This window comes from Mycobacterium sp. NGS69 (assembly GCF_059812165.1).
In genome coordinates this window covers 236,715-256,795 of the sequence record NZ_JCALCD010000007.1, presented here as the reverse complement: position 1 = coordinate 256,795, position 20,081 = coordinate 236,715, and the positions used below count along the sequence as shown (strand labels likewise).

Below are 20,081 nucleotides of genomic sequence, written 5' to 3'. Positions count from 1 at the left end.
GCGTGTATCCGGGGCGGCTCGCGTCGGCGTGTCGCCGCCCTGAGCGCACACTCAACGCGGTGCCCTACGGTGTGTTTGTGCGCTGGATCGTCGACGGCATGAACGTGATCGGGAGTCGCCCCGACGGTTGGTGGAAGGACCGCGGCCGGGCGATGGTCGCGCTGGTGGAACGGCTCGACCGATGGGCATCGGTCCGAGGAGAGGACGTGACCGTGGTGTTCGAGCGACCGCCGGCGACCGCCGTCACGTCATCGGTGATCGAGGTTGCCCATGCTCCGAAGGCGGCGGCGAACTCGGCCGACGACCAGATCGTCCGGCTGGTGCAGGCCGACGTGCGGCCGGAGCAGATTCGGGTGGTGACGTCGGACAAGGGGCTGACCGATCGCATCGCGGCCCTGGGCGCCTCGGCCTACCCCGCGGCGAGCTTCCGCGACCTGATCGACCCGCGCGGCTGATGGCCGTTCAGGGCGGGGACCCCGCGCCGAACCGGGTCTGCGAACTCGCGGGGATCGACGTCCCGATCATCCAGGCGCCGATGACCTACATCGCCGGCGCGCAGCTGGCCGCCGCGGTCTCCAACGCCGGCGCGCTGGGCATCATCGAGACCACCTCCGACCAGGGCCGGGCCGACGTGCGACGCGTGCGCGAGCTCACCGACCGCGCGGTGGGCGCCAACATCGCGCTGCTGTTCAACCGCGATCCGGCCGTCGTGGATCTCTTGGTCGCCAACGACATCCGCTTCGTCACCACCTCGGCGGGCGACCCGGCGCTGTTCACGGATCGGCTCCACGACGCGGGCATCACGGTGTTCCACGTGGTGGGCACGCTGGCCGCCGCCAGGAAGGCCGTCGATGCCGGCGTGGACGGGCTGGTGGTCGAGGGCGTCGAGGGGGGCGGGTTCAAGAATCGATTCGGCGCCTCGACGATGGTGCTGCTGCCTCTGGTCGCGGCCCACGTCGACGTGCCCATCGTGGCCGCGGGCGGGATCTGCGACGCCCGATCCATGGCCGCCGCAATGGTTCTCGGCGCCGACGGCGTGCAGATGGGCACGCGGCTGATGGCCTCGGCGGAGTCGCCGGTGCACGCCAACCTCAAGCGGGCGGTCGTGGGCGCCGACGACACCGCGACCGTGCTACTGCCCCTGGACGGCAAACGGATGATGCGGGTGATCCGCACCCCGGCCGCCGAAAAGATCGATTCGTCAACGTCTTTCGGGGAGGGCGGCGCGGCGCTGCAACGCGTGCAGCGGCTCTACTTCGACGGCGACATGGACGCCAGCGTCGCCAACACCGGTCAGGTGGCCGGCCGGATCGAGGACATCGCGCCGGCCGCCGACATCATCAAGCAGATGTGGGCCGGGTGCCGCCAGGTGTTGGCCGCCACGGCCGATCGACTGGGACCGGCTACGACGGACGGCTTCTGACGTCGAACTCGACCCGCTCGCCGTCGACCTTGGTGATGCGCATGTGCGCGGTGTACGGCTTGCCCTCCGGGCCGGTGAAGTGACAGTCGAACTCCTGGCCGACCTTGGCCTCCACGCCCGACGGGCAGCGCACGTCGGTCGGATGGAAGCCGGTCTGGCTGGAGACGACGTCGACGACGGATTGCGCCGCGCCGTCCGGCTTGACCGTCGACTTCGCGTGACACGCGGTCAGCAGGACCGCCGTTGCGAACATTCCCGCAGCCGCCCGCGCGACAAGTTTCGTCATTGCTCACCCGCCGTTTCAACGGTTGACGATCGTGATGGGATCGTCAGGCTAACACGCGCGTTGCAACACCTTCCGCGGTCGTTACCCCACGGCACCCGCGCCAGTGTGATCCGCCGACGGCGGCCACGACGATCAAGGCGGCGGGCCAACGGTGACTCTTCATGGCCGGCAGCCCCTACTGCGGCGGCATCGCGGGCGGTGGGTAGACGCCGCGCAAAACCCATGGGAGCCAGTTGATGCCGTATTCGATCTCGTCGCTGGCGTCGTAGTCGGGGCTGGGGTCGATGGGTATGTTCTGCTGCAGTGCCACCACCGGTGGCGGTCCCGCCTGGGGCGCCTTCGGTGCCGGGTTCGGTTGGTTGGGCTGCCCGTAGGTGGCCACCACGACGGTGCGATCCCGGCTGTTTTCCGACCACACCCCGATCTGGGTGTTGGCGCAGTTGGACATGATCGCGAAATCGGCGGGGTTGTCGTACCACTGGTTGAGCAGCTCGATGCCGCTGATCGCGATGGCCGGGTTGATGGCCACGGTTTCGGCGACCTTGCCTTGGAAGCCCGCGGCGTTCGCGCGATCCTGCGGCATGGACCCATCGGAACCGACGTCGCCGTCCAGGTTGCGGTTGTTCAGCACGTCGAGAGCGTGCCACTGGGCGGCCAGTTGCAGTTGCGGGTTGATCTTCACGTCGTTCGTGCAGCCCGCCTGATGTTGAACGGTGTACACGTTGGCGACGACGCCGTCGTTGAGCCGCTTGTTGTCGGCGTGCGCGGCGGGCGAAGGCAGCACTGCGCCAGCGGACACCGCGGCCAGCGCGGACACGGTTTGCAGTCGATGCGGCATGTCGATCTCCCTGTCTAGACCGGGTCGAATTGCGAGATCAGCCAACGCCCGTCGATCTTGTCGAGCGTCACCCGAAGGCTGGATGCGGTGCTGGTCGGTGCGTCCTGGCCGACGATGATCGTCTGGTTGACGAAGAGGAGCACGACGGCGTGGCCGGCGGTCGCCGACTTCGAGGCGGCGGCCGGGACGGTGGCCACCGCGGAGATCTGCTTCTGCTTGGCACCCGGAATGACCACGTCGTGGGTGAGTTTCGTGTAGGCGTCCAGGAACGAACCCGTCAGCCTGGCACTCGCGGCCTCGAGGTCCTTCTGCACGGTGTCAGGCCGGTAGGACAGCAGGGCGACGGTGCCATCGGTGGCGGCTCGCACCGCTTCCGTGCCGGCGGCGCCGGAGTCGCCCACCGAGCCGTCCTGCCATTTCAAATAGCCTGCCGCGCAGGCCAGTACCAATGCCAGCCCGGGCAGCAGCCCGGCCGCCACTGCGCGCGACCACCGGATCCGGCGCCGCGCCGTTGCCCCGCCCTCGTCGGGTTGCGTTGGCTCAGTTGGCTTTCCCGCCATGGTGTCGGTGTCGCCGTGCTCGTCCGCGCGGGGCGCGATGATCGCGCTCATGACACGAACCCGACGTTGGAGACTTTGACTTGGTCCCCGACCCGTTGCACGGAGACGCGCATTCGCCACGCGCGCGGGGCCTGGTCCGGTTCGCCCGCGGTCGACGTCTGAACGGACACCGCCACCAGCGCCTGGGCCGTATCCCTCGCCTGCGACTCCAGGGCCGCCTCGGTAATCGTGCCCACCGTGGTCGCTTTCGCCTGCTTGAGCACCTCGATGAAAGGCTGTGCGCGCTTGGCGAAGTCGTTGTAGAAGTCACCGGTCGCGCCGTCCAGGATGCGGTGAACGTCGGCGTCGGCGCGCTGCCAGTCAATCGTCGTCAAGTTGAGTGCGCCCTGTCTTGCCACCTGGAGAAATTGACTTCGCTGAGCCTGTACCTGCTGTGAATGGTGGACGCGAACGCCAAACCATCCGACCATCGCCGCGAGTGCGACCACGACCGCCAGGCCGAATGTCGCCGCACGCCGATGTGTGGACCGGGGTTCGAGCCCGGCCGACGGCGCGGCCTCCGCGCCGTCGGCATCGGCATCGGCATCGGCGATGGACTCGTCCTCTGCCACTTCGGAATCCGCGGCTACCGGCATACCGTCCTCCATTCCATCGCGATCGTGTGGTTCGCGGTTACTGTCCGCTGCCCGGCGGCAGCAACATCGCTTGCCACGTCTTGTCTTTCGGCGCGTTTTGCGCCAGATCGGATCGGGTGTACTGATGACCGTCGGGTCCGGTATAGGTTCCGGTCGCCGGGTCGTACTGGGCGGCGGCGACGGGTGGCGGCGGCGCGGCGGGCGGCAGTTGCGGGATGTCCTGACCGGAGAGCGTCCCGTTGGGGTCGCCTTTCCAGTTGTTGCCGTCGTTGAGCGGAACGTACTGTTCGTTGCTCTCGCACATCTTCACGGTGGGTGCCCGCTTGCCGGGCACGGTTTCGCAGGGAGTGTTGCGGGCGCCGCGAACGTTGAGCCACGAGTCCTGCGGCACCCGGCAATACAGGTCGCCCGCCGGGCGGCCCGGGTAGTCCTCAAACGTGGGGATGCGCTGCTGCTGGGCGGGCAGGAAACCCGTCGTGCACGGCGGCGGCAGGTTGAGGTTGAGGTTGAAGCTCAGGTACTGGCCGCGGTATGCCTGCTTGGTGTTCAGGTTGGCCACAATGCCGGCCTGGTCGGCGGCGACGGCCATCGGGAACACCACCAGCAGTTGTTCGATGTCGTTCTGGTAGGTCAACGCGACTTGGCCCACGCTGACCAGGTTGGCCAGCAGGATCGGCAACGTGGGTTGCAGGCGCTCGATCAGTTGACGCGTCTCCCCCAAAGCCGGACCGCCCCGGTCGATGACGCCGCCGACGGCCGCGTCATGCGTCTGCAATTCCGTTGTGACCGTGGCCAAGTGCGCTGCCCACCCCGCGATCGCGTCCGATGTGTGAGTCTGCGAATCGAGCACCGGCTGCGCCTGGTCGATCAGCGCGACCAGCGGGTCGAGGTTCTTGCGTGCGTCGATCGCGAGGTTGGACGAACCCGTGATGAGCCGGGAGAGTTCCGGCCCAAGCCCGCCCACCGCGGTGTACGACTCGTCGATCACGGTCCGCAGGTTGTCGCGCGGGATCGCCCCGAGCGCGGTGTTCGCGGCACCGAGCAGGGCGTTGATGTCGGGGGGCACCGAGGTATCGGCGAGCGGAATGACGTCGCCGTCGCGCAGCGGCCGCGACGTGCCGTTGCGGGGCAACAACTCGACGTACGTTTCGCCGATCGCCGTGTGGCTGTGCACTTCCGCTTTCAGGTCCGACGGGATGTCGATGCCCGATTTCAGGGACAGCGTCGCTTCGACGCCGGCGTCGGTCAGGCGCACCGATTCCACCCGGCCCACTTCGAAGCCGCGATAGGTGACGTTGCCGGTGTCGTACAGTCCGGCGGCTTGCGGCAGCTCCATCCGCACGGTGTAGCGGCCGACGCCGAACAGCATGGCCGGCAGTTTCACGAAGTGCAGGAACGTGATTGCCAGCACCCCCACCGCGATCACGGTGAAGACCGCCAGCTGAATGACGAATCGTCGCTGCAGATGCATCTAGGGCCCCTGGTCCTGCCGATAGGGGACGACCAGCGGATTGCCCGGGGTGCCCCGGTAGCCCGCGGTGCACGGGCTGGGGTACTGGCCGATGGTTCGGCCCCACTGCAACTCGAGCTGGGTCAGATGGCACTCCCACCGCGTGCCGGTGAACAATCCCTGATCGATTCGGCTGAGCGTGAGGTCGACGATCGCGGTCAGGTTGGCGTAATCGCCGCGCTGAAAATTCTCGAACGTCTCGTTCGGGAAGGGGAAGGTGGCGAGGAGGCTGAGCGATCGCGTGAGGCTGGGACCGGCGTTGGCCAGCGACTCCAGGACGGGCCCGACCTGTTGTAATTCCTTGACCAGGTTCGCTTTTGTCTGGTTGACCGAGTCGACGGTCAGCGCGCTGAACTTACTCAGCTGATCGGCCGCCTCGACGAGCTTGCCTCGTTCGTCGTTGAGCACCGCGAGCGCGTCGGGGATGGTCGCCAGGGCCCGATCCAGTACCGGTTGCTGGGCGGCGAACCTACCGACCAGGCCGTTGAGGCTGTCGGTGGCCGCGATGATGTCGCCGGACTGGTCGTTGAGGTACGCGGTGAATTTGTCCAGCTGCCCGATCAGGCCGCGCAGGTCTTGCTCGCGGCCGCGAAACGCGGTGCTCAACGCTTCGGTGATGTCCTGTACCTGACCCAGCCCGCCGCCGTTGAGAACCAGCGACAGCGCCGCCAACGTCTGCTCGGTGCTCGGGTAGGCGCCCCCGCGCGACAGCGGTATGAGCGATCCGTCGCGCAGCTTGCCTTGCGGCGCTTCGCCTTTCGGCAGGCCGAGCTCGATGTGGTATGAACCCAGCAAGCTGGTCGTGCCGATCTTGGCCGTCGCGTTGGCGGGCAAGTTGACGTTGCCGTCGAGGCGCATGCTCACCAAAGCATGCCAGCCCTGGCGCTCGATTTTCGTCACATGGCCGACCGTCACGTCGGCGACGCGCACCCGCGAATTCTGCTGAATGTTGTTGACATCCGGCATCTGCGCCTGGATCACATAGGACCCCGGCCCGTTGCCCTGAGTACCGGGCAGCGGCAGCGAATTCAGCCCGTGCCAGCCGCAGCCGGACAGGCCCGCGACGACCACGATCATCGCCAGGCTCGTCGCCCGGCGCCGGCGGCCGCCCACCATCAGCCACCTCCCGGCATCATGAGGCCGCGCAGGCCGGCCGCGGGGTCGGTGCTGACCGTCGAGGGGGGCGGCGGGGGTGGTCCGTCGGCCGGCGGAACGAAGTCGGGCCGCATCCAGTCCTCGCTGTAGGTGACCTCGTTCGGCCTGGCCTGTGCCCCGACGAAGAGGTTCTCCCCTATCGGGGGGAAGTTGTACTGACGGTTCTTCACGATCGGCGCCATGTACTGGGCGCAGAGTTTCGCCGCTTGCTCGCCGCCCAACCGCGACGCGGCCTGGATCGCCCCGCACAGGAAGGCGATCGGGTTGGCCATGTTGGTGCCCGCCAGGGCTCCGGTCAGGGCACCGTTGGCCGGTTCGAAAATGTTGCTGAAGTTCTGCAGCACCGTTGGGCTGATGTGCAGGGTCTGCTTGATGTCGTCGAGGCTCGCGACGAGCACCTTGCTGATCGACGTGAGCTTGTCCGATGCTGTGCCGACCGCCTCGCGGTTCTCCGCGGCGAAGCCCTGCACGTCGGCCACGACCGCGTTGAGGTCCTCGGTCGCCTGGGCGACCTTGTTGGGGTCGTCGGCCAGCACCGACGACACCGCGGCCAGGTTGTGGTTCAGCTGCTCAAGCAGATCCGCGCTGTCGTGCAGCGCCGTCACCAAGGTCGACAGGTTCTTCAGCGTGGAGAAGATGTCCTTGCTGTGGTCGCCGAGCGCGGACACCGCCTGCGATAACTTGATGATGGTGTCGCGAATGGTGGCGCCCTGCCCGCGCAGGTTGTCGGCGGCGGTGTTGATGAGCGCACCCAGCGTGCTGACGCCGCCCGGCTGAGTGGGTTTCAACAGGTCGGTCAGCCGCTGGAGTTGCGCCCGCAAGTCGTCCCACTCGACCGGTACCGCGGTGCGGTCCTGCGGAATGACCGCGCCGTCGACCATCGCCGGACCCCCGGCGTAGGGCGGCGTCAACTGGATGGCCCGGCCCGTCACCAGTTGTGGCGAGAGGATCGCGGCCTTGGCGTCGGCGGGCACCTTGTATTTGCGGTCGATCGAGAACGAAATCTTCGAGCGCAGCGGTTGCGGTTCGATTTTGAGGACCCTGCCCACGGGCACTCCCCGGATGCGCACGTCGTCGCCGGCGAAGACGCCGTTGCTGTTGTCGAAGTAGGCGACCACGGTTATTCGGGGGGTCTCTCCGGCGGTTCGCATCGCGACAATCACGCCCGCGACGAGCACCAAGGCAAGCGCGGTCGCCAACACCGAGCGGGCATGTCGAAGTCTCGCGGTCACGGGTGATCTCCCGGTGGCTGCGCGGGCGGCCCGGGCGGGGGGCCCCCGGGCGGCGGGGCCGGCGGCGGCTCCCGGTAGGGGTAGCAACCGGGACCGGGTAACGGCACGCTGGGGAAACCGCACGGATGATCGCCGGGGTTGCCGGTGATCGCGTCGGGCAGGGTCGTCCGTGGTGGGCCGCTCTGGCCCGTCCGCGGGTACGGCATCGGCAGCGGCGGGGTGCCGGGCTGCCCCGTCTGCGGGTCGGTCAGCTGCGACGGGAGCAACGTGGCTGGATCGAGCCCCAGGTCGGAGAACGCCGCACCGATGAAGGGCTGGACGAACTGGCCCGGCAGCAGGTTCACCACGTACGCCTTGAAAAAAGGGCCGGACGACAGCGACTCGCCCAGCGACATGACGTAGCTGTTGATCAGCGGAATCGCCTTCTGCACAAGCTCTTTGCGATTTTCGACGATGGCCAGCACCCCGTTGAGCTTGTCGAGCGCCGGGCGCAGCTGCTGTCGGTTCTCGGCGATGAAGCCCTGCAGTTGTCGCGACGCCGCCGAGATATTCGACCAGATCTGATCGAGTGCGGCGCTCTGGGTTCGTAGCTGCCCCAACAGCGCGTTGGTGTCGCGCACCAGGCTCACGATCTGATCGGTGCGCTTGGCCAGCACCCCAGTCGCTTTGGCCGCGTTGTCGAGCAGGCTGCGCAGCTGTGTGTCACGGTCATCGAGGGATTGCGCGAGCCGGGCCACGCCCTTCATCGCGTTCCGGAAATCGGCCGGAGTATCGGCAAAGGTTCGCGCCAGCGCGTCCAGCGAGGAGGACAGCCGGTCGGTGTTCAATCCGCTGATCGTGCTGGCCAGGTCGCCGAGCGCGTCGGGCAGCTGATAGGGCGACATCGTCCGCTCCATCGGAATGGGACCGTGTAACCGGCCCTCGCCCCGGGGTATGACGTCGATAAACTTGCTGCCCAGCAGCCCCTTGGTCTTGATCGCCACCTCGGTGCGGTCGCCGAGCCGAATGTCGTTGTCCACCTTGAACTTCACCAGGACGCCGGGCCCGTCGAGTTCGATGCTGGACACTTTGCCCACCGGGTAACCCGAGACCTCGACGGTGTTGTCGGCCCGCAGGCCGCCGGCATCGGCGAAATAGGCGGAGACGCTGTTGCCCTGATCGAAGAAAGGCAGCTTCCGGTATTCCAGCGCGCCCAGCACCACGCCGGCCACCGCCACGATGCCGACGGTGCCGATGATCATCGGGTTGCGTTCAGCGAATGATCTCATTTGGGCGCGCACCGCCCGGTGGCCTGGCCGGCGACCTTGATATAGACGGGCTGGCCGCCCTTGCCGTTGACCTTCAGCACGATGTCGCAGAGATAGAAGGCGAAGAAGTCGCCGTACATGCCCTGGCGGACCAGCGCCTGATATTTGTCCGGCAGGGTGTTGAGCAGGTTGTCGAGGTATTCGTGGTCGGCGAGCGCGATGTCCGCGACGCGGTCGGCCTCGTGAACGACCTTCGAAAACGGCGCGCGCGCCTGCGACAGTAGGTCGGCGACCGAGCCGGCGGCCGCGTTCGTGTAGGCCACCGCGTTGGAGATGTCGGTCTTGCGCTCCGCGAGCCCGTGCACCAACGCCGACAGCGACGTCACCGCCTTGTCCAACCGATCGCTTTGGCCCCCAAGCGAACCCAGCACCACGTTGAGGTTGGTGACGACCTGCCCGATGAGTTGGTCTCGGTCCGCCAAGGTGTTGGTGACGGCCGCCGCCTGCTCCAGGAATGACCCGATGGTCGCGCCCTGCCCCTGAAACGCCTGCAGCAACTGCTCGCTGAGCGCGTTGACCTGGTCGGGGTTCAGCGCGCGAAACAGTGGCTTGAATCCGCCGATCAGGGCATCGAGGTCCAGCGCCGGCTTGGTCCGGGCCAGGGGAATCGTCTGGCCGGGGCCGAGCGCGGCCAGCCCGCCGGCCCCTTCCTCCAGCGCGAGGTAGCGGTCGCCGAACAGGTTGTCGTAGCGGATCACCGCCTGGGTCCCCTGGGTGAGGGTGACGGAATTGTCGGCGGTGAACGCAACGCGCACCGTCGCGTCCGGGTTGATGGAGATCTTTTCCACCTTGCCGACTTCGACGCCGGCGATGCGGACCAGCTTGCCCTCCCGCAGGTTGGACACGTTGGTGAACTCGGCGTAGTACGTCTTGCCGTCGGAGAACCGCGCCTCCGCGAACACGGCTACCAGCAAGGACGCGGTGAGCAGGCACACCGCCAGGAAGAAGCCGAGGCGCACCACGACGCCCTTCAGGCTCTCCTTCACGGCCGTTCTCCCGGCGGCGGGCCCGGTTGAGGCGCAGCGGTTTCCGGCGGCGGGGCCGGCGGTACCCCCGGCCACAGCGGCACACCGCCCGGCCCGTACAGCGCCGCGCCGTAGGGCGGGCCCCCGGGGTTCGGCCCGATCGCCGGCCCGGGAATGCATTGGCGGATCGAGGGCGGCTTGGGCTCGGCGCGGGTCACCGGGAGGAAGTCGGCCCAGCACGGATGCCCGATGCCCGGGTTGGGCCGGATGTCGAGCCCGGTTCCCCATCCGGTGTTGGTGACGAGCTCGCGCACCGGGAAGTTCTTGGCGGGGTCCGGCAGCGAGCCGCACCCCGGCTTCCCGCCGGGACCGCCTCTGGCCGCGACAAGCGGCAGGTTGTCGGGGTACACGTAGGGGTCGTTGCCCAGCAACAGCGCCACATCCAGCTGCAGCGTCCGGCCATCGGCGCCGCCCCACGCCGAATAGCCCCCGTTGTCGAGATACCACTTGGCGCCCTGCAGGAAGCAGGTGTACTCGGGGTTGTATTTGAGCAGCAGGTTGGTCGTCGGCTCGAGGGTGTTCACGGAGGCGACGAGATTGTCCCGGCTGTAACCGAGCAGGTTGGTTCCCGTGTTGGACAACCCGATCACGTTGAGCAGCAATGCATCCAGTTGCTTCGTGTGATTCACGACGGTCGCGCTTGTCGTGCTGGCGGCGTTGAGAATGGTCAGGATGTCCTGCGCGGCAGCGCCATAGGTCTCGGCGAAGTTCTTGACCGATCGCCAGTCCTGGCGGATGGTATCGCTGCGCGCGTTGAGGGCCGCCAGCACCTGGTTGAGGTCGGTGGTGGCCTGGCCTATCCGCTCGCCTTGGCCGCGCACGGCGTCGGCCACGGAGGTGAGCACCGCGTTCAGCTTCAGCGGATCGATCACGTTGAGCAGGTCGACAACGTTTTCGAAGACCGTGTTGATCTCGGTGCTGACGTTCTTCGAATGCAATACCGCCCCGGCGGCCAGGCGCCCACGGCTCGGGTCCTGCGGCATCACCAGCTCGACGAACTTAGCGCCGAACGCGGTGGTGGCACTGATCTGCGCCTCGACATTGGCTGGGATATAACGGATCTGGTCGGGGTCGATCTCCAGTTTCAGGCGGGTGCCGTTCTGGTCGTCCGCGATCTGGCTGACCCGGCCGACCTGCACCCCGCGCATCATGACCTTCGCGCCCGTGTCCATCACGAGCCCCGAGCGTTCGGCGGCCAGCGTGACCGGCACGTAGGACCGGAGGGCTCCGTTGAAGGACACCGCCGTCACGAGGACGACCACGCCGATCGCCGCAACCAGGACCAGTGTCCACCACGCGTCGTGCAGACGCTGTTTCCCGGGCCCTCGGCTCATGCCCATTCAGCTCGCCAGGTGGAAGTTGGGGGACTGGCCATAGATCGCGAGCGTCATGACGACGATCGCGATCGACGCGACGACCATCGAGGCGCGCACGGCGCGGCCGACGGCCTCGCCCACCCCGGCGGGCCCGCCGCGCGCGTTGTACCCGTAGTAGGTACAGACGAGCATGATCATCAGTGCGACGATGACGACTTCAACCGACGACCACAGCACATCGGTCGGTCGGAGGAACGTGTTGAAGTAGTGGTCGTAGACGCCCGACCCTTGCCCGTAGACGGCCGTGGTGCCGATGCGAGCGGCCAGATAAGCCGTCATCAGCCCGACGCAAAACAGCGGGACGGCCACGACCACGCCCGCCAGCACCCGGGTGCTCGCCAGATAGCTGATGCTGCGGATGCCGATCACCTCGAGGGCATCGATTTCCTCGTTGATCCGCATCGCGCCCAGTTGCGCCGTGGCGCCGGCGCCGACGGTGGCCGCCAGCGCGACCATCACGGTTCCCGGCTGAATTTCCCGGGTGTTGAAGAAAGCGGACGCGAAGCCGGTTAGCGCTTCGACGCCGACGGAGGCGAACTGGTTGTAGCCCTGCACCGCCACGATGGCGCCGGTGGTCATGGCCAAGAACCCGACGATCACGACCGTCCCGCCGATCACGGCGAGAGTCCCTACCCCCAAACCCATTTGGGCGATTACCCGCAGCAGTTCGCCGCGGTAGTGCACCACGGCGTCGGGAATCCCCGCCACGGTGCTGGCGTAGAACCGCACCTGTGAGCCGACGCGGTTCCATTCGCCCGCAACGCCGTTCGCGAGGCGGTGGATTCGGGTGGGGCCGCTCGGGAGGCTGATCGTCATCGGTTCACCTCACGACACCATGAACGGCATGCCGACGGCGGTGACGATGATGTTGATGACGAACAAGACGATGAAGGCAAAGACCACGGTTTCGTTGACCGCCCTGCCGACACCGGCGGGGCCACCGCCCACCGACATCCCCTTGTAGCAGGCGATCAGTCCTGCCATCATGCCGAAAAGCGTCGCCTTGATCATCGAGATCATGACGTCGATCGTGTGGGTGAGCGTGGTCAGGCCCGTCACCCACGCGCCCGCCGAGACGTGCATCAGGAATACGGAGCAAAAGAATGCGCCGATAAGACCCGTCGCGGTCACCACCGAACTCAGCGCGAGTGAGATCGTCGTGGCCGCCAGCACCCGGGGAACCGCCAGCGCTTGAATCGGATTGATGCCCATGACCCGCAGCGCGTCGAGCTCCTCGCGGATGGTTCGGGCGCCCAGATCCGCGCACATTGCCGTAGAACCCGCGCCCGCAACCACCAAGACCGTGACGATGGGGGCGCTCTGGTCGACGGTGAAGATCGCGCAGCCGGTGCCGGAGAAATCGGCGGCGCCGATGTCGGTCAGCAGGACGTTGAAGAGGAACCCGGAAATCACCGCCCACGGGATCGTCATCAACACCCCCGGCAGCGTCGACACCCGCGCGACGAACCAGCACTGCAGCAGGTACTCACGCCAGGCGAAGGGCGGCCGGAACATCGACGCGAACGTGTCCAGTGTCATCGCAAAGAAGTCGCCCATCGCGCGGACTGGCTTCGCCGCCTGATCGACCACCATCACCATCGCGCTGCGCACCACCTGGAGTTGCTCACGCCGGCCCCCCGGACAGGTCGAAATGGACGAGTGACATCAGCGAGGGTACGCGGCACCCGCCCATCATGTCCATAGCCGATACGCAGATCTACCGCTGACTGCATCGTAAATTACGAAGCAAAACGCCACTTGTCCGCGACGATGTATCTTGCGAGTATCGCTTAAGCATCGGGTGTCGGCCCGTCAGGCGACGTGCGCTGGCGTCGTTTCGGGGGCCGGCGCGCGGCCGCGCCAGCGCGCCTGCCGATGTATTTGTCGATCTCGCTGGTGTCACTGAAAGAAACTCACGATTGGCAATGCAAGCCACCGCCGCGATGCCACGGTCAGACGCCAACGGGAAGTCTTGGTGCCCCGAAGGAGAGCTGAGCGGTTGGCGAACGACCGCGAAGGGCGCTCCCTAAAAGACCACTATGTCCATCGGCGATATGTCTTTAGATTGGCAACTGTGAGACAAAGCACCATGTGATGGCGCATATGCGTGAATTGATGTATTTTGTGAATCCGAGTCGAATAGGAGTATGCGGATGACCGACACCAAGGAAGCCAGCGAGAAACTCGTCCGCGACTTTCTGGGATCCTGGCCCGCGCGCAGCATCGAAACCATCTGCGGCGGCTTCGCCGACGACGCCGTCTATCACAATGTGCCGGTCGAGCCGATCGTCGGCATTGCCGGCATCCGCGCGACATTCCAGGCGTTTTTGGACGCGTTCTGCGATGCCAAGCTCGACATCGTCACTCTGGCCGCCGAGCCCGGCCGGGTACTCGTGGAGCGAATCGACTACTTCACCATGAACGACGGCCGAAAGGTCGTGCTGCCGGTGACCGGCGTGTTCGAGGTGAAGAATGGCAAGATCACGCGCTTCAGCGACTACTTTGACCTTGCGGACTTCGAGGGCCAGAGCGGGATGAAGCTATAGGGGGGGGTCGAGTCGATGGAGACCATGCAGTCCCCCGTCCGACCCGTGCGGCGCCGGCCGAAAGACCGCAAGCAGCAGATTTTGGAACAGGCCGTTGGGCTGTTCATCGACCGCGGTTTTCACTCGGTCAAGCTGGAGGACATCGCCGAGGCGGCGGGGGTCACCGCTCGCGCGTTGTATCGCCACTACGACAACAAGCAGGCACTGCTGGCCGAAGCGATCCGAACCGGCCAGGACCAGTACCAGAGCGCGCGTCGTCTTACCGATGGCGAGGCGGAACCCGCGCCGAGGCCCCTGAGCGCCGATCTGCCCGACCTCATCGCGGCGGCCGTCGCATCCCGGTCCCTGACGGTGTTGTGGCAGCGCGAGGCCCGTTACCTCAACGACGACGACCGCGCCGAGGTGCGGCGGCGCATCAACGCCATCGTCGCCGGCATGCGCGAGAACGTCCTGCTAGAGGTGCCCGGTCTGAGCCCGCAGCACTCGGAGCTGCGGGCGTGGGCGGTGTCCAGCACCCTGACCAGCTTGGGCAGGCACAACCTGACCCTGCCGGCCGACGAGCTCAAAGAGCGCCTGTTCCAAGCCTGCATGGCGGCGGCGCGGACGCCTCCGGTCTGCGAGCTGACGCCCCTCCCGGCCGCGGCCGCCGACGGCGACGAGGAAGGCGTGCTGTTCTCCCGCTACGAGACCCTGCTGGCCGCGGGCGCGCGACTGTTCCGGGCGCGGGGTTATCCTGCCGTCAGCACCAGCGAGATCGGCAAAGGGGCCGGAATCGCCGGCCCCGGCCTGTACCGTTCGTTCTCCTCCAAGCAAGCGATCCTCGACGCCTTGGTCCGACGCTTTGACGAGTGGTTGAGCCTGGAGTGCATCCGAGCGATGCGCGCGAATTCCGCAGCCGCACTACGCCTTCGCGGCCTGGTCCAGGGCCATGTCAGGATCAGTTTGGACGCGCCGGACCTCGTCGCCCTTTCCGTCACCGAGCTCTCCCACGCCTCTGGCGAGGTGCGCGACGGGTACCTGAGAAATCAGTCCGACCGCGAGACGGTGTGGATCCAGCAGATCACCAAGCTGGTACCCGCGACCACCGCTGCCGAGGGTCGACTGCTGGTCGCGGCGGCGATCAGTTTCATCGAAGATGTCGCTCGCACTTGGCATCTGACGCGTTACGCCGGGGTGGCCGATGAGGTCACCGCCATCGCACTGTCAATCCTGACCAGCCGAGCACCGCTGTCTTGACATCAGACGGGTTTGTCGTCGTCGGTGTCGCGGAGGAAGCGTTCGGGGTGGTGAAAGCTGTTGGTGCGGGGTTGGCCGCGGTCCAGGTGGGGCGGGGGGAGCCATTCGGTGTCGCCGTGGGTGTTGGTGCGGGTGGTCCAGCCTTGTTCGGCGAGGCGGTTGTCGGGTCCGCAGGCCAGGGTGAGGTCGTCGATGTCGGTGCGGCGGGTGGTTTTCCAGCCGGTGACGTGGTGGACCTGGGTGTGATAGGCCGGGGCGTCGCAGCCGGGTTTGGTGCAGCCGCGATCGCGGGCGTAGAGCATGATTCGCTGTGCGGGTGAGGCCAGCCGCTTGGTGTGGTAGAGCGCCAGCGGCTTGGCTTGGTCGAAAATGGCGAGGTAGTGGTGGGCGTGGCCGGCCCAGCGGATCACATCGGACATCGGCACCAGGGTGCCGCCGCCGGTCAGCGCCTTGCCGGTGGCGGCCTCAAGCTCCTTGAGCGTCGTCATCGCCACGATCGACACCGGTAACCCGTTGTGGGTGCCCAGCTTTCCCGAGGCGAACAGGGCGCGCAGCCCGGCGAGCAATGCGTCGTGAGAGCGCTGGGCGCCGGTTCGGGTGTCGCGGCGCACCGCCTGTTCGTCGGGTGTCTCGTCGACGACCGGGTTTTCGTCGTCGGGGTTGCAGGCGCCGGGGGCGGCCAGCTTGGCCAGCATGGCCTCGATCGCGGCCCGCAGCTCCGGGGTGATCAGCCCGGTGAGCCGCGTCATGCCGTCGAATTCCTGGGCGCCGAGGGTGAGTCCGCGCCTGCGCGCTCTTTGTTGGTCGCTGAATTCGCCGTCGGGGTTGAGCCAGTCCATGATCCGCCGGGCGTATTTGGCGACCTCGTCGGGGCGATAGTGGCTAGCCTTGTCGGCCAGGTCGGCCTCGGCGGCCTCCCGAGTGGACAGGTCCACCTCGGCGGGCAGGTGGGCGAAGAAGCTGCGGATCACCCGCACGTGGCCATCGCCGATCAGGCCCTCGCGTTGGGCGGTCGCGGTCGCGGCCAGTTGCGGGGCCAACGCCTCCCCCGTGAGTGCCCGGCGCTCGCCGAGGTCTTCGGCGTCGTCGATGCGCCGGGCGGCCTCGGCCTTGGTGATGCGCAGCCGGTCGGCCAGCGCACCACGCAGCGTGCCGCCGAGCTCTTCGGCGCTGGCTTGCGCCCCGACCTGATTGATCAACGTGTGCTGCGGGGCGCGCAGCCCGCGCGCGAAGGATTCCAGTTGTTCGAGGGCCGAAAGTCGTTCCGGGGTGGTCAACACCTCAAAGGACAAATCCCGCAGCCGTTTCAGCACCCCCTTGAGATCGCCGAACACCTCGACGATCTCGTCACGACTGCTCGAAGCCATGCCCCAAGATTAGGAACACCCACCGACAAGAAACCCTGATTTGTGACCACTGAAGCCAAAGTGACACAAGGGATTACGAGGAGCCAGCGGCCCAATGACGACGAGCTAGTGCTTCCGCACGACGCGCTCCGGCTCGCCGAGCTTCCAGATTGTGATGTCCAGGTGCCCATCAGCCACCTGCACTGCCGAACCGCCAATCAAATCGGCGCGATAGCAGTGGTCGAAGTCTTGACCCCTGATGTCGAAGCCGGTTTGCCGGAACAGATCCTCGGCGAAGCGTCGATGCAGGGCCTTGTCGCGGACGTCGTCGACGATGCCCCACAACTTTGCGTCGCCGTCTTTGACCTCGGTGTCGACGGTCGCGGTGTGTAGACAGAAGCGCGGATCGCGCGCGAGGTCCCTGAACTTCGTGGTGCCGGGCATGCCAGAAATCCACAGCTGATCTTCGAAGAACCTCGGCTCGACCGGGCTTATCCGCGGGAATCCGTCCGAGCGCAGGGTGCCGAGCATGCACAGGTTGCCCGCATCGGCGTGGCGGCGCGCGAAGATGGCCGCGATTTGCGGGGCCGCTTCGGTGAATTCTTTCCAGCCAGTCACGATCACTAACCTACGACGAACCACCGCGCCCGCTCACCACAGCGCGGCGATGGTTCCCCCGTCGGCGACCTGGGTGGTTCCGGTGATCATCGACGCGTCGTCGGACAACAGGAAGGCGACGATGCCGGCCATCTCCTCCGGGGTGGCCATGCGGCCCTGCAGGCGGGCGATCATCGCACCGGCGCCGCCTTGTCCGAGGGCCTCGTCGAACATCGTCATCGCGGTCTGCTGCATTGGGGTGTCGACGAATGCGGGCAACAACGCGTTGGCGCGGATGTTGGACGAGCGCAGCTCCGCGGCGGTGATGCGGCTGAGGTGGCTGATCCCGGCCTTGGACATGCCATACGCCCCCGTGCCGCCCACGGCGACATGACCGGCAAGCGAGGACATGTTGACGATCGCTCCCCCTCCCCGCTCGATCATCCGTGGCGCCGCATGCTTGGTGCACAGCCAGGCGCCGCGGAGGTTGACCGTGATGACACGATCGAAGTCCGCGACGGTCGTCTCGATCAGCGAAGCCATGTGAACCACGCCGGCGTTGGCGACGAGCTTGTCCACGCCCCCGAACGACGCGACGCAGGCGTCGACCATGCCGATCACCTGTTGCTCGTCGCTGACGTCGACCCGGTGACCGATTGCGCCGCAACCGATTTTGAGCGCGGTAGCACCGGCCGCGGCACCGTCGATGTCCGCGCACAACACGCGGCATCCCTCGACGGCGAGCCGTTGTGCGACCGCAAGTCCGATCCCGGCGCCGGCCCCGGTGACGATCGCGGCCTTGCCGGCCAGGTCTGGATGGTTCAACCCGCCGCCGCCAACGGTTCAGCGCCAGTGCCGCGCTCGCGAATGGCACCGAAAAGGACAAGCCCCAATCCGGGAACGCCGTCGGAAAGTTTGAGCGCATACACCCCAAGGTCGCGAAGGATCCACGCCACGGTCTCCGCCATCGGGTCGACGGCAGCGTCGCGTCCGGCAAAGAGGCCACAGGCCCTTGGTTGTCCCGAAGGACGCAGATAGAGAACCAGGCCGCTGCCTCGGGACGACATTATGTTCAGCGCGCTGTTGAGTTCCCCTCCGCATCGGCACGCCTTCGAGCCGAACACGTCCCCGGTCAGGCACTCGACGTGAATGTGAAGCGGCACCGGCACTCCGGTGCCGGCCGAGCCGACGATGACCGCCAGATGTTCGCCACCTTCGTGCGCGCCGCGGAAGCCGATGACGCGTGAGTCGCCCACCCACGTCGGCAGCACCGTTTCCGTCAGCCGGACCACCTGGGGCTCGGTACGGCGCCGATACGCCACGAGCTCACCGATCGACACGACAGCCAGCCCATGTTCGACGGCGAATTCGGTCAGCTCGGCACCGCGGGCCATCAGCGTCGGGTTGCGCCGCGAGACGATCTCGCACAGCGCGGCGGCGCGGCGACGTCCCGCGAGGGCGGCGAGGTCGACGGCGGCTTCGGCGGCCCCGCGCCGGCCGAGCACTCCGTCCGTTCCGGCCCGCAGCGGAACCACATGTCCCGGACGGAGGAAGTCCGAAGCCTCGGTTCCCGCGGACCCCAGCGCCGCGATGGTGCGGGCGCGGTCCGCCGCCGAGATCCCGGTGCCGGTCCCGCGAACGTCGACCGACACGCGAAGCGCGTTGTCGCGGTGGCACATCGGTGGGAGATCCAGCCGCTCGCACTCGTCCCCCGGCAGGGCGACTCGCACGTATCCGCAGGTATGGCGAACCATGAAAGCCGTCAGCCCCGAGGTCGCGGCGTCGGCGGCGAAGACCAGATAGCCGTCACCTTCCGAATCGCCGGTGACAACAACGGGTCTACCCGCCGCCGTTGCGGTGATCGCACGCCGCACCCGCACGTCGGTGGTCTTCATCGGCGCGCGCTCAATGACCTAGTCCGCCAAGGAAATCCAGCAACAACCGGTTGGTCTCCTCCGGCGCTTCCTGTTGGATCCAGTGCCCGACATCGGCAACCATGTGAGTACCGCGGTAGTTCGGCATGACGTCGGGTGCGCGCTCGATGGCCTCGGCGCCCCAGGTCGTCCCGACGTCGTATTGCCCGCCGATGAACATCGCCGGTGGCGTGAGCGGCTTGCCTTCCTGGTCGGCCAGATCGTGCCAGTCGTTGTCGATGTTGTGATAGAAGCTCAGCGGACCCGCGAAGCCGGAACGCTCGAATTCGCCTGCGTAGAAATCGAGGTCGGCGTCGGTGAGCCACGCCGGCATCGTCTCCGGATAGACGAAGGCGTCCTTGAGCTTCGCGCCTTCGGCCATGCAGAGCGGGCCGGCGCGGATCACGTCGATCGGGTCCATGGATGCCAGGTCGACGCCCGCGTCGACCGCGGCCTTGGTGGCCGCGATCATTCCCTCGCCGGAGACCGTATAGGTCAGGCCGAGCAGCCATCCCCGCACATCTTCCTCGATCTCGGCGATGATCCCGTCCTGCGCCGAGAAATAGTCCTGGTACCAAACCCGGCCCTCGCCGGCGAGCTCGAGGTGATAGTCGTTGGGGCGATGCTCGCCGAAGGGGCTGCCCGGCAGGCCGATCACGCCCCGACCGGCGAACGGAACGCTGATGCCGACCACACCGGCGCACCTGTCCGGGTGCAGCCAGGCGAAGGTCCAGGCCACCGGCGCGCCCCAGTCGTGACCCACCACGATCGCCCTGTCGGCACCGTAAGCATCGACAACGCCGAGGACGTCGCCGACCAATTCCTTGATGCGGTAGGCCGATTGGACCCGATACTTCGACGAGCGGCCGTAGCCGCGCTGGTCGATCGCCACCACCCGGTAGCCCGCGGCCGCCAACGCGGGAATCTGATGGCGCCAGGAATACCAGGACTCCGGGAACCCGTGCAGCAGCACGACCAGCGGGGCTCCTGGGCTTTCGGGGCCGTCTTCGACGGCATGAATGCGAGTGCCCCGACAATCCAAGAATCGGTGGACCTGCGACATCGTCTTCGCCTTTCTGGTCGAGGCCTAGAGTGG

21 protein-coding genes are annotated in these 20,081 nt (G+C 67.1%); 4 read left to right on the top strand and 17 right to left on the bottom strand.

What is annotated here, in order from left to right; genetic code table 11:
• Positions 1-77: 77 nt before the first annotated feature.
• The gene (locus tag AC5Y2S_RS21715) at positions 78-455 is read left to right on the top strand and encodes an NYN domain-containing protein (RefSeq protein ID WP_499958518.1); all 378 of its coding nucleotides are present in this window, start codon (positions 78-80) and stop codon (positions 453-455) included.
• Complete coding sequence (locus tag AC5Y2S_RS21710; RefSeq protein ID WP_499958279.1) at positions 455-1,423, top strand: NAD(P)H-dependent flavin oxidoreductase; 969 nt, start codon at positions 455-457, stop codon at positions 1,421-1,423. Before AC5Y2S_RS21715 ends, AC5Y2S_RS21710 begins: the two co-directional genes overlap by 1 nt.
• Here AC5Y2S_RS21710 and AC5Y2S_RS21705 read toward each other — a convergent pair.
• The 12 genes from AC5Y2S_RS21705 to AC5Y2S_RS21650 form a co-directional block, all read right to left on the bottom strand.
• A complete protein-coding gene (locus AC5Y2S_RS21705) occupies positions 1,404-1,709 on the bottom strand; it encodes a DUF4333 domain-containing protein (RefSeq protein ID WP_499958277.1) in 306 nt (101 codons plus the stop codon). The genes AC5Y2S_RS21710 and AC5Y2S_RS21705 overlap by 20 nt on opposite strands.
• Positions 1,710-1,884: 175 nt before the next feature.
• Positions 1,885-2,547 carry a CAP domain-containing protein gene (locus AC5Y2S_RS21700; RefSeq protein WP_499958275.1) on the bottom strand — a complete coding sequence of 221 codons (663 nt, stop codon included), beginning with the start codon at positions 2,545-2,547 and terminating at the stop codon, positions 1,885-1,887.
• A 14-nt stretch (positions 2,548-2,561) separates the two neighbouring features.
• The gene (locus AC5Y2S_RS21695; RefSeq protein WP_499958517.1) at positions 2,562-3,044 is read right to left on the bottom strand and encodes an Rv1363c family protein; all 483 of its coding nucleotides are present in this window, start codon (positions 3,042-3,044) and stop codon (positions 2,562-2,564) included.
• A gap of 110 nt (positions 3,045-3,154) precedes the next feature.
• Positions 3,155-3,742, bottom strand: coding sequence for an Rv1363c family protein (locus AC5Y2S_RS21690; protein ID WP_499958274.1), 588 nt, complete (start codon positions 3,740-3,742; stop codon positions 3,155-3,157).
• Between the two features lie 37 nt (positions 3,743-3,779).
• Entirely contained in the window at positions 3,780-5,213 is a 1,434-nt protein-coding gene (locus tag AC5Y2S_RS21685) for an MCE family protein (RefSeq protein ID WP_499958272.1), read from the bottom strand.
• Entirely contained in the window at positions 5,214-6,329 is a 1,116-nt protein-coding gene (locus AC5Y2S_RS21680; RefSeq protein WP_499958516.1) for a virulence factor Mce family protein, read from the bottom strand.
• Between the two features lie 38 nt (positions 6,330-6,367).
• Positions 6,368-7,639 carry a virulence factor Mce family protein gene (locus AC5Y2S_RS21675; RefSeq protein ID WP_499958271.1) on the bottom strand — a complete coding sequence of 424 codons (1,272 nt, stop codon included), beginning with the start codon at positions 7,637-7,639 and terminating at the stop codon, positions 6,368-6,370.
• Positions 7,636-8,907, bottom strand: a complete 1,272-nt coding sequence (locus tag AC5Y2S_RS21670) for an MCE family protein (RefSeq protein ID WP_499958269.1) — start codon at positions 8,905-8,907, stop codon at positions 7,636-7,638. Before AC5Y2S_RS21670 ends, AC5Y2S_RS21675 begins: the two co-directional genes overlap by 4 nt.
• Positions 8,904-9,932, bottom strand: a complete 1,029-nt coding sequence (locus tag AC5Y2S_RS21665) for a virulence factor Mce family protein (protein WP_499958268.1) — start codon at positions 9,930-9,932, stop codon at positions 8,904-8,906. The genes AC5Y2S_RS21670 and AC5Y2S_RS21665 overlap by 4 nt, the downstream gene beginning before the upstream one ends.
• The gene (locus AC5Y2S_RS21660) at positions 9,929-11,305 is read right to left on the bottom strand and encodes an MCE family protein (protein WP_499906040.1); all 1,377 of its coding nucleotides are present in this window, start codon (positions 11,303-11,305) and stop codon (positions 9,929-9,931) included. Before AC5Y2S_RS21660 ends, AC5Y2S_RS21665 begins: the two co-directional genes overlap by 4 nt.
• A gap of 6 nt (positions 11,306-11,311) precedes the next feature.
• Positions 11,312-12,163 carry an ABC transporter permease gene (locus AC5Y2S_RS21655; RefSeq protein WP_499958266.1) on the bottom strand — a complete coding sequence of 284 codons (852 nt, stop codon included), beginning with the start codon at positions 12,161-12,163 and terminating at the stop codon, positions 11,312-11,314.
• A gap of 9 nt (positions 12,164-12,172) precedes the next feature.
• Entirely contained in the window at positions 12,173-12,946 is a 774-nt protein-coding gene (locus AC5Y2S_RS21650) for an MlaE family ABC transporter permease (RefSeq protein WP_499958515.1), read from the bottom strand.
• A 554-nt stretch (positions 12,947-13,500) separates the two neighbouring features.
• Here AC5Y2S_RS21650 and AC5Y2S_RS21645 point away from each other — a divergent pair.
• Positions 13,501-13,893: a limonene-1,2-epoxide hydrolase family protein gene (locus AC5Y2S_RS21645; RefSeq protein ID WP_499958265.1), complete on the top strand. Its 393-nt coding sequence runs from the start codon at positions 13,501-13,503 to the stop codon at positions 13,891-13,893.
• 24 nt (positions 13,894-13,917) lie between these two features.
• Positions 13,918-15,129 (top strand): TetR/AcrR family transcriptional regulator, encoded by a 1,212-nt coding sequence (locus AC5Y2S_RS21640; RefSeq protein ID WP_499958514.1) that lies wholly within the window; start codon positions 13,918-13,920, stop codon positions 15,127-15,129.
• Between the two features lie 2 nt (positions 15,130-15,131).
• Here the strand turns inward: AC5Y2S_RS21640 and AC5Y2S_RS21635 are convergent, their stop codons facing one another.
• From AC5Y2S_RS21635 to AC5Y2S_RS21615, 5 genes are all read right to left on the bottom strand, one after another.
• Positions 15,132-16,496 (bottom strand): HNH endonuclease signature motif containing protein, encoded by a 1,365-nt coding sequence (locus AC5Y2S_RS21635; protein WP_499958264.1) that lies wholly within the window; start codon positions 16,494-16,496, stop codon positions 15,132-15,134.
• 105 nt (positions 16,497-16,601) lie between these two features.
• Positions 16,602-17,093 (bottom strand): pyridoxamine 5'-phosphate oxidase family protein, encoded by a 492-nt coding sequence (locus tag AC5Y2S_RS21630; RefSeq protein ID WP_499958263.1) that lies wholly within the window; start codon positions 17,091-17,093, stop codon positions 16,602-16,604.
• Positions 17,094-17,126: 33 nt separating this feature from the next.
• Positions 17,127-17,897, bottom strand: a complete 771-nt coding sequence (locus tag AC5Y2S_RS21625) for an SDR family oxidoreductase (RefSeq protein ID WP_499958262.1) — start codon at positions 17,895-17,897, stop codon at positions 17,127-17,129.
• Entirely contained in the window at positions 17,894-18,967 is a 1,074-nt protein-coding gene (locus AC5Y2S_RS21620; protein ID WP_499958261.1) for a 3,4-dihydroxy-2-butanone-4-phosphate synthase, read from the bottom strand. The genes AC5Y2S_RS21625 and AC5Y2S_RS21620 overlap by 4 nt, the downstream gene beginning before the upstream one ends.
• Positions 18,968-18,977: 10 nt before the next feature.
• Entirely contained in the window at positions 18,978-20,048 is a 1,071-nt protein-coding gene (locus AC5Y2S_RS21615) for an alpha/beta fold hydrolase (protein ID WP_499958260.1), read from the bottom strand.
• Positions 20,049-20,081 lie beyond the last annotated feature (33 nt).

Coding starts and splice junctions, on each gene's coding strand:
- AC5Y2S_RS21710 (WP_499958279.1), top strand. CDS start 455: ATGGCCGTTCAGGGCGGGGACCCCGCGCCGAACCGGGTCTGCGAACTC.
- AC5Y2S_RS21705 (WP_499958277.1), bottom strand. CDS start 1,709: ATGACGAAACTTGTCGCGCGGGCGGCTGCGGGAATGTTCGCAACGGCG.
- AC5Y2S_RS21700 (WP_499958275.1), bottom strand. CDS start 2,547: ATGCCGCATCGACTGCAAACCGTGTCCGCGCTGGCCGCGGTGTCCGCT.
- AC5Y2S_RS21690 (WP_499958274.1), bottom strand. CDS start 3,742: ATGCCGGTAGCCGCGGATTCCGAAGTGGCAGAGGACGAGTCCATCGCC.
- AC5Y2S_RS21685 (WP_499958272.1), bottom strand. CDS start 5,213: ATGCATCTGCAGCGACGATTCGTCATTCAGCTGGCGGTCTTCACCGTG.
- AC5Y2S_RS21680 (WP_499958516.1), bottom strand. CDS start 6,329: ATGATCGTGGTCGTCGCGGGCCTGTCCGGCTGCGGCTGGCACGGGCTG.
- AC5Y2S_RS21670 (WP_499958269.1), bottom strand. CDS start 8,907: ATGAGATCATTCGCTGAACGCAACCCGATGATCATCGGCACCGTCGGC.
- AC5Y2S_RS21660 (WP_499906040.1), bottom strand. CDS start 11,305: ATGAGCCGAGGGCCCGGGAAACAGCGTCTGCACGACGCGTGGTGGACA.
- AC5Y2S_RS21655 (WP_499958266.1), bottom strand. CDS start 12,163: ATGACGATCAGCCTCCCGAGCGGCCCCACCCGAATCCACCGCCTCGCG.
- AC5Y2S_RS21650 (WP_499958515.1), bottom strand. CDS start 12,946: ATGGTGATGGTGGTCGATCAGGCGGCGAAGCCAGTCCGCGCGATGGGC.
- AC5Y2S_RS21645 (WP_499958265.1), top strand. CDS start 13,501: ATGACCGACACCAAGGAAGCCAGCGAGAAACTCGTCCGCGACTTTCTG.
- AC5Y2S_RS21640 (WP_499958514.1), top strand. CDS start 13,918: ATGCAGTCCCCCGTCCGACCCGTGCGGCGCCGGCCGAAAGACCGCAAG.
- AC5Y2S_RS21635 (WP_499958264.1), bottom strand. CDS start 16,496: ATGGCTTCGAGCAGTCGTGACGAGATCGTCGAGGTGTTCGGCGATCTC.
- AC5Y2S_RS21620 (WP_499958261.1), bottom strand. CDS start 18,967: ATGAAGACCACCGACGTGCGGGTGCGGCGTGCGATCACCGCAACGGCG.
- AC5Y2S_RS21615 (WP_499958260.1), bottom strand. CDS start 20,048: ATGTCGCAGGTCCACCGATTCTTGGATTGTCGGGGCACTCGCATTCAT.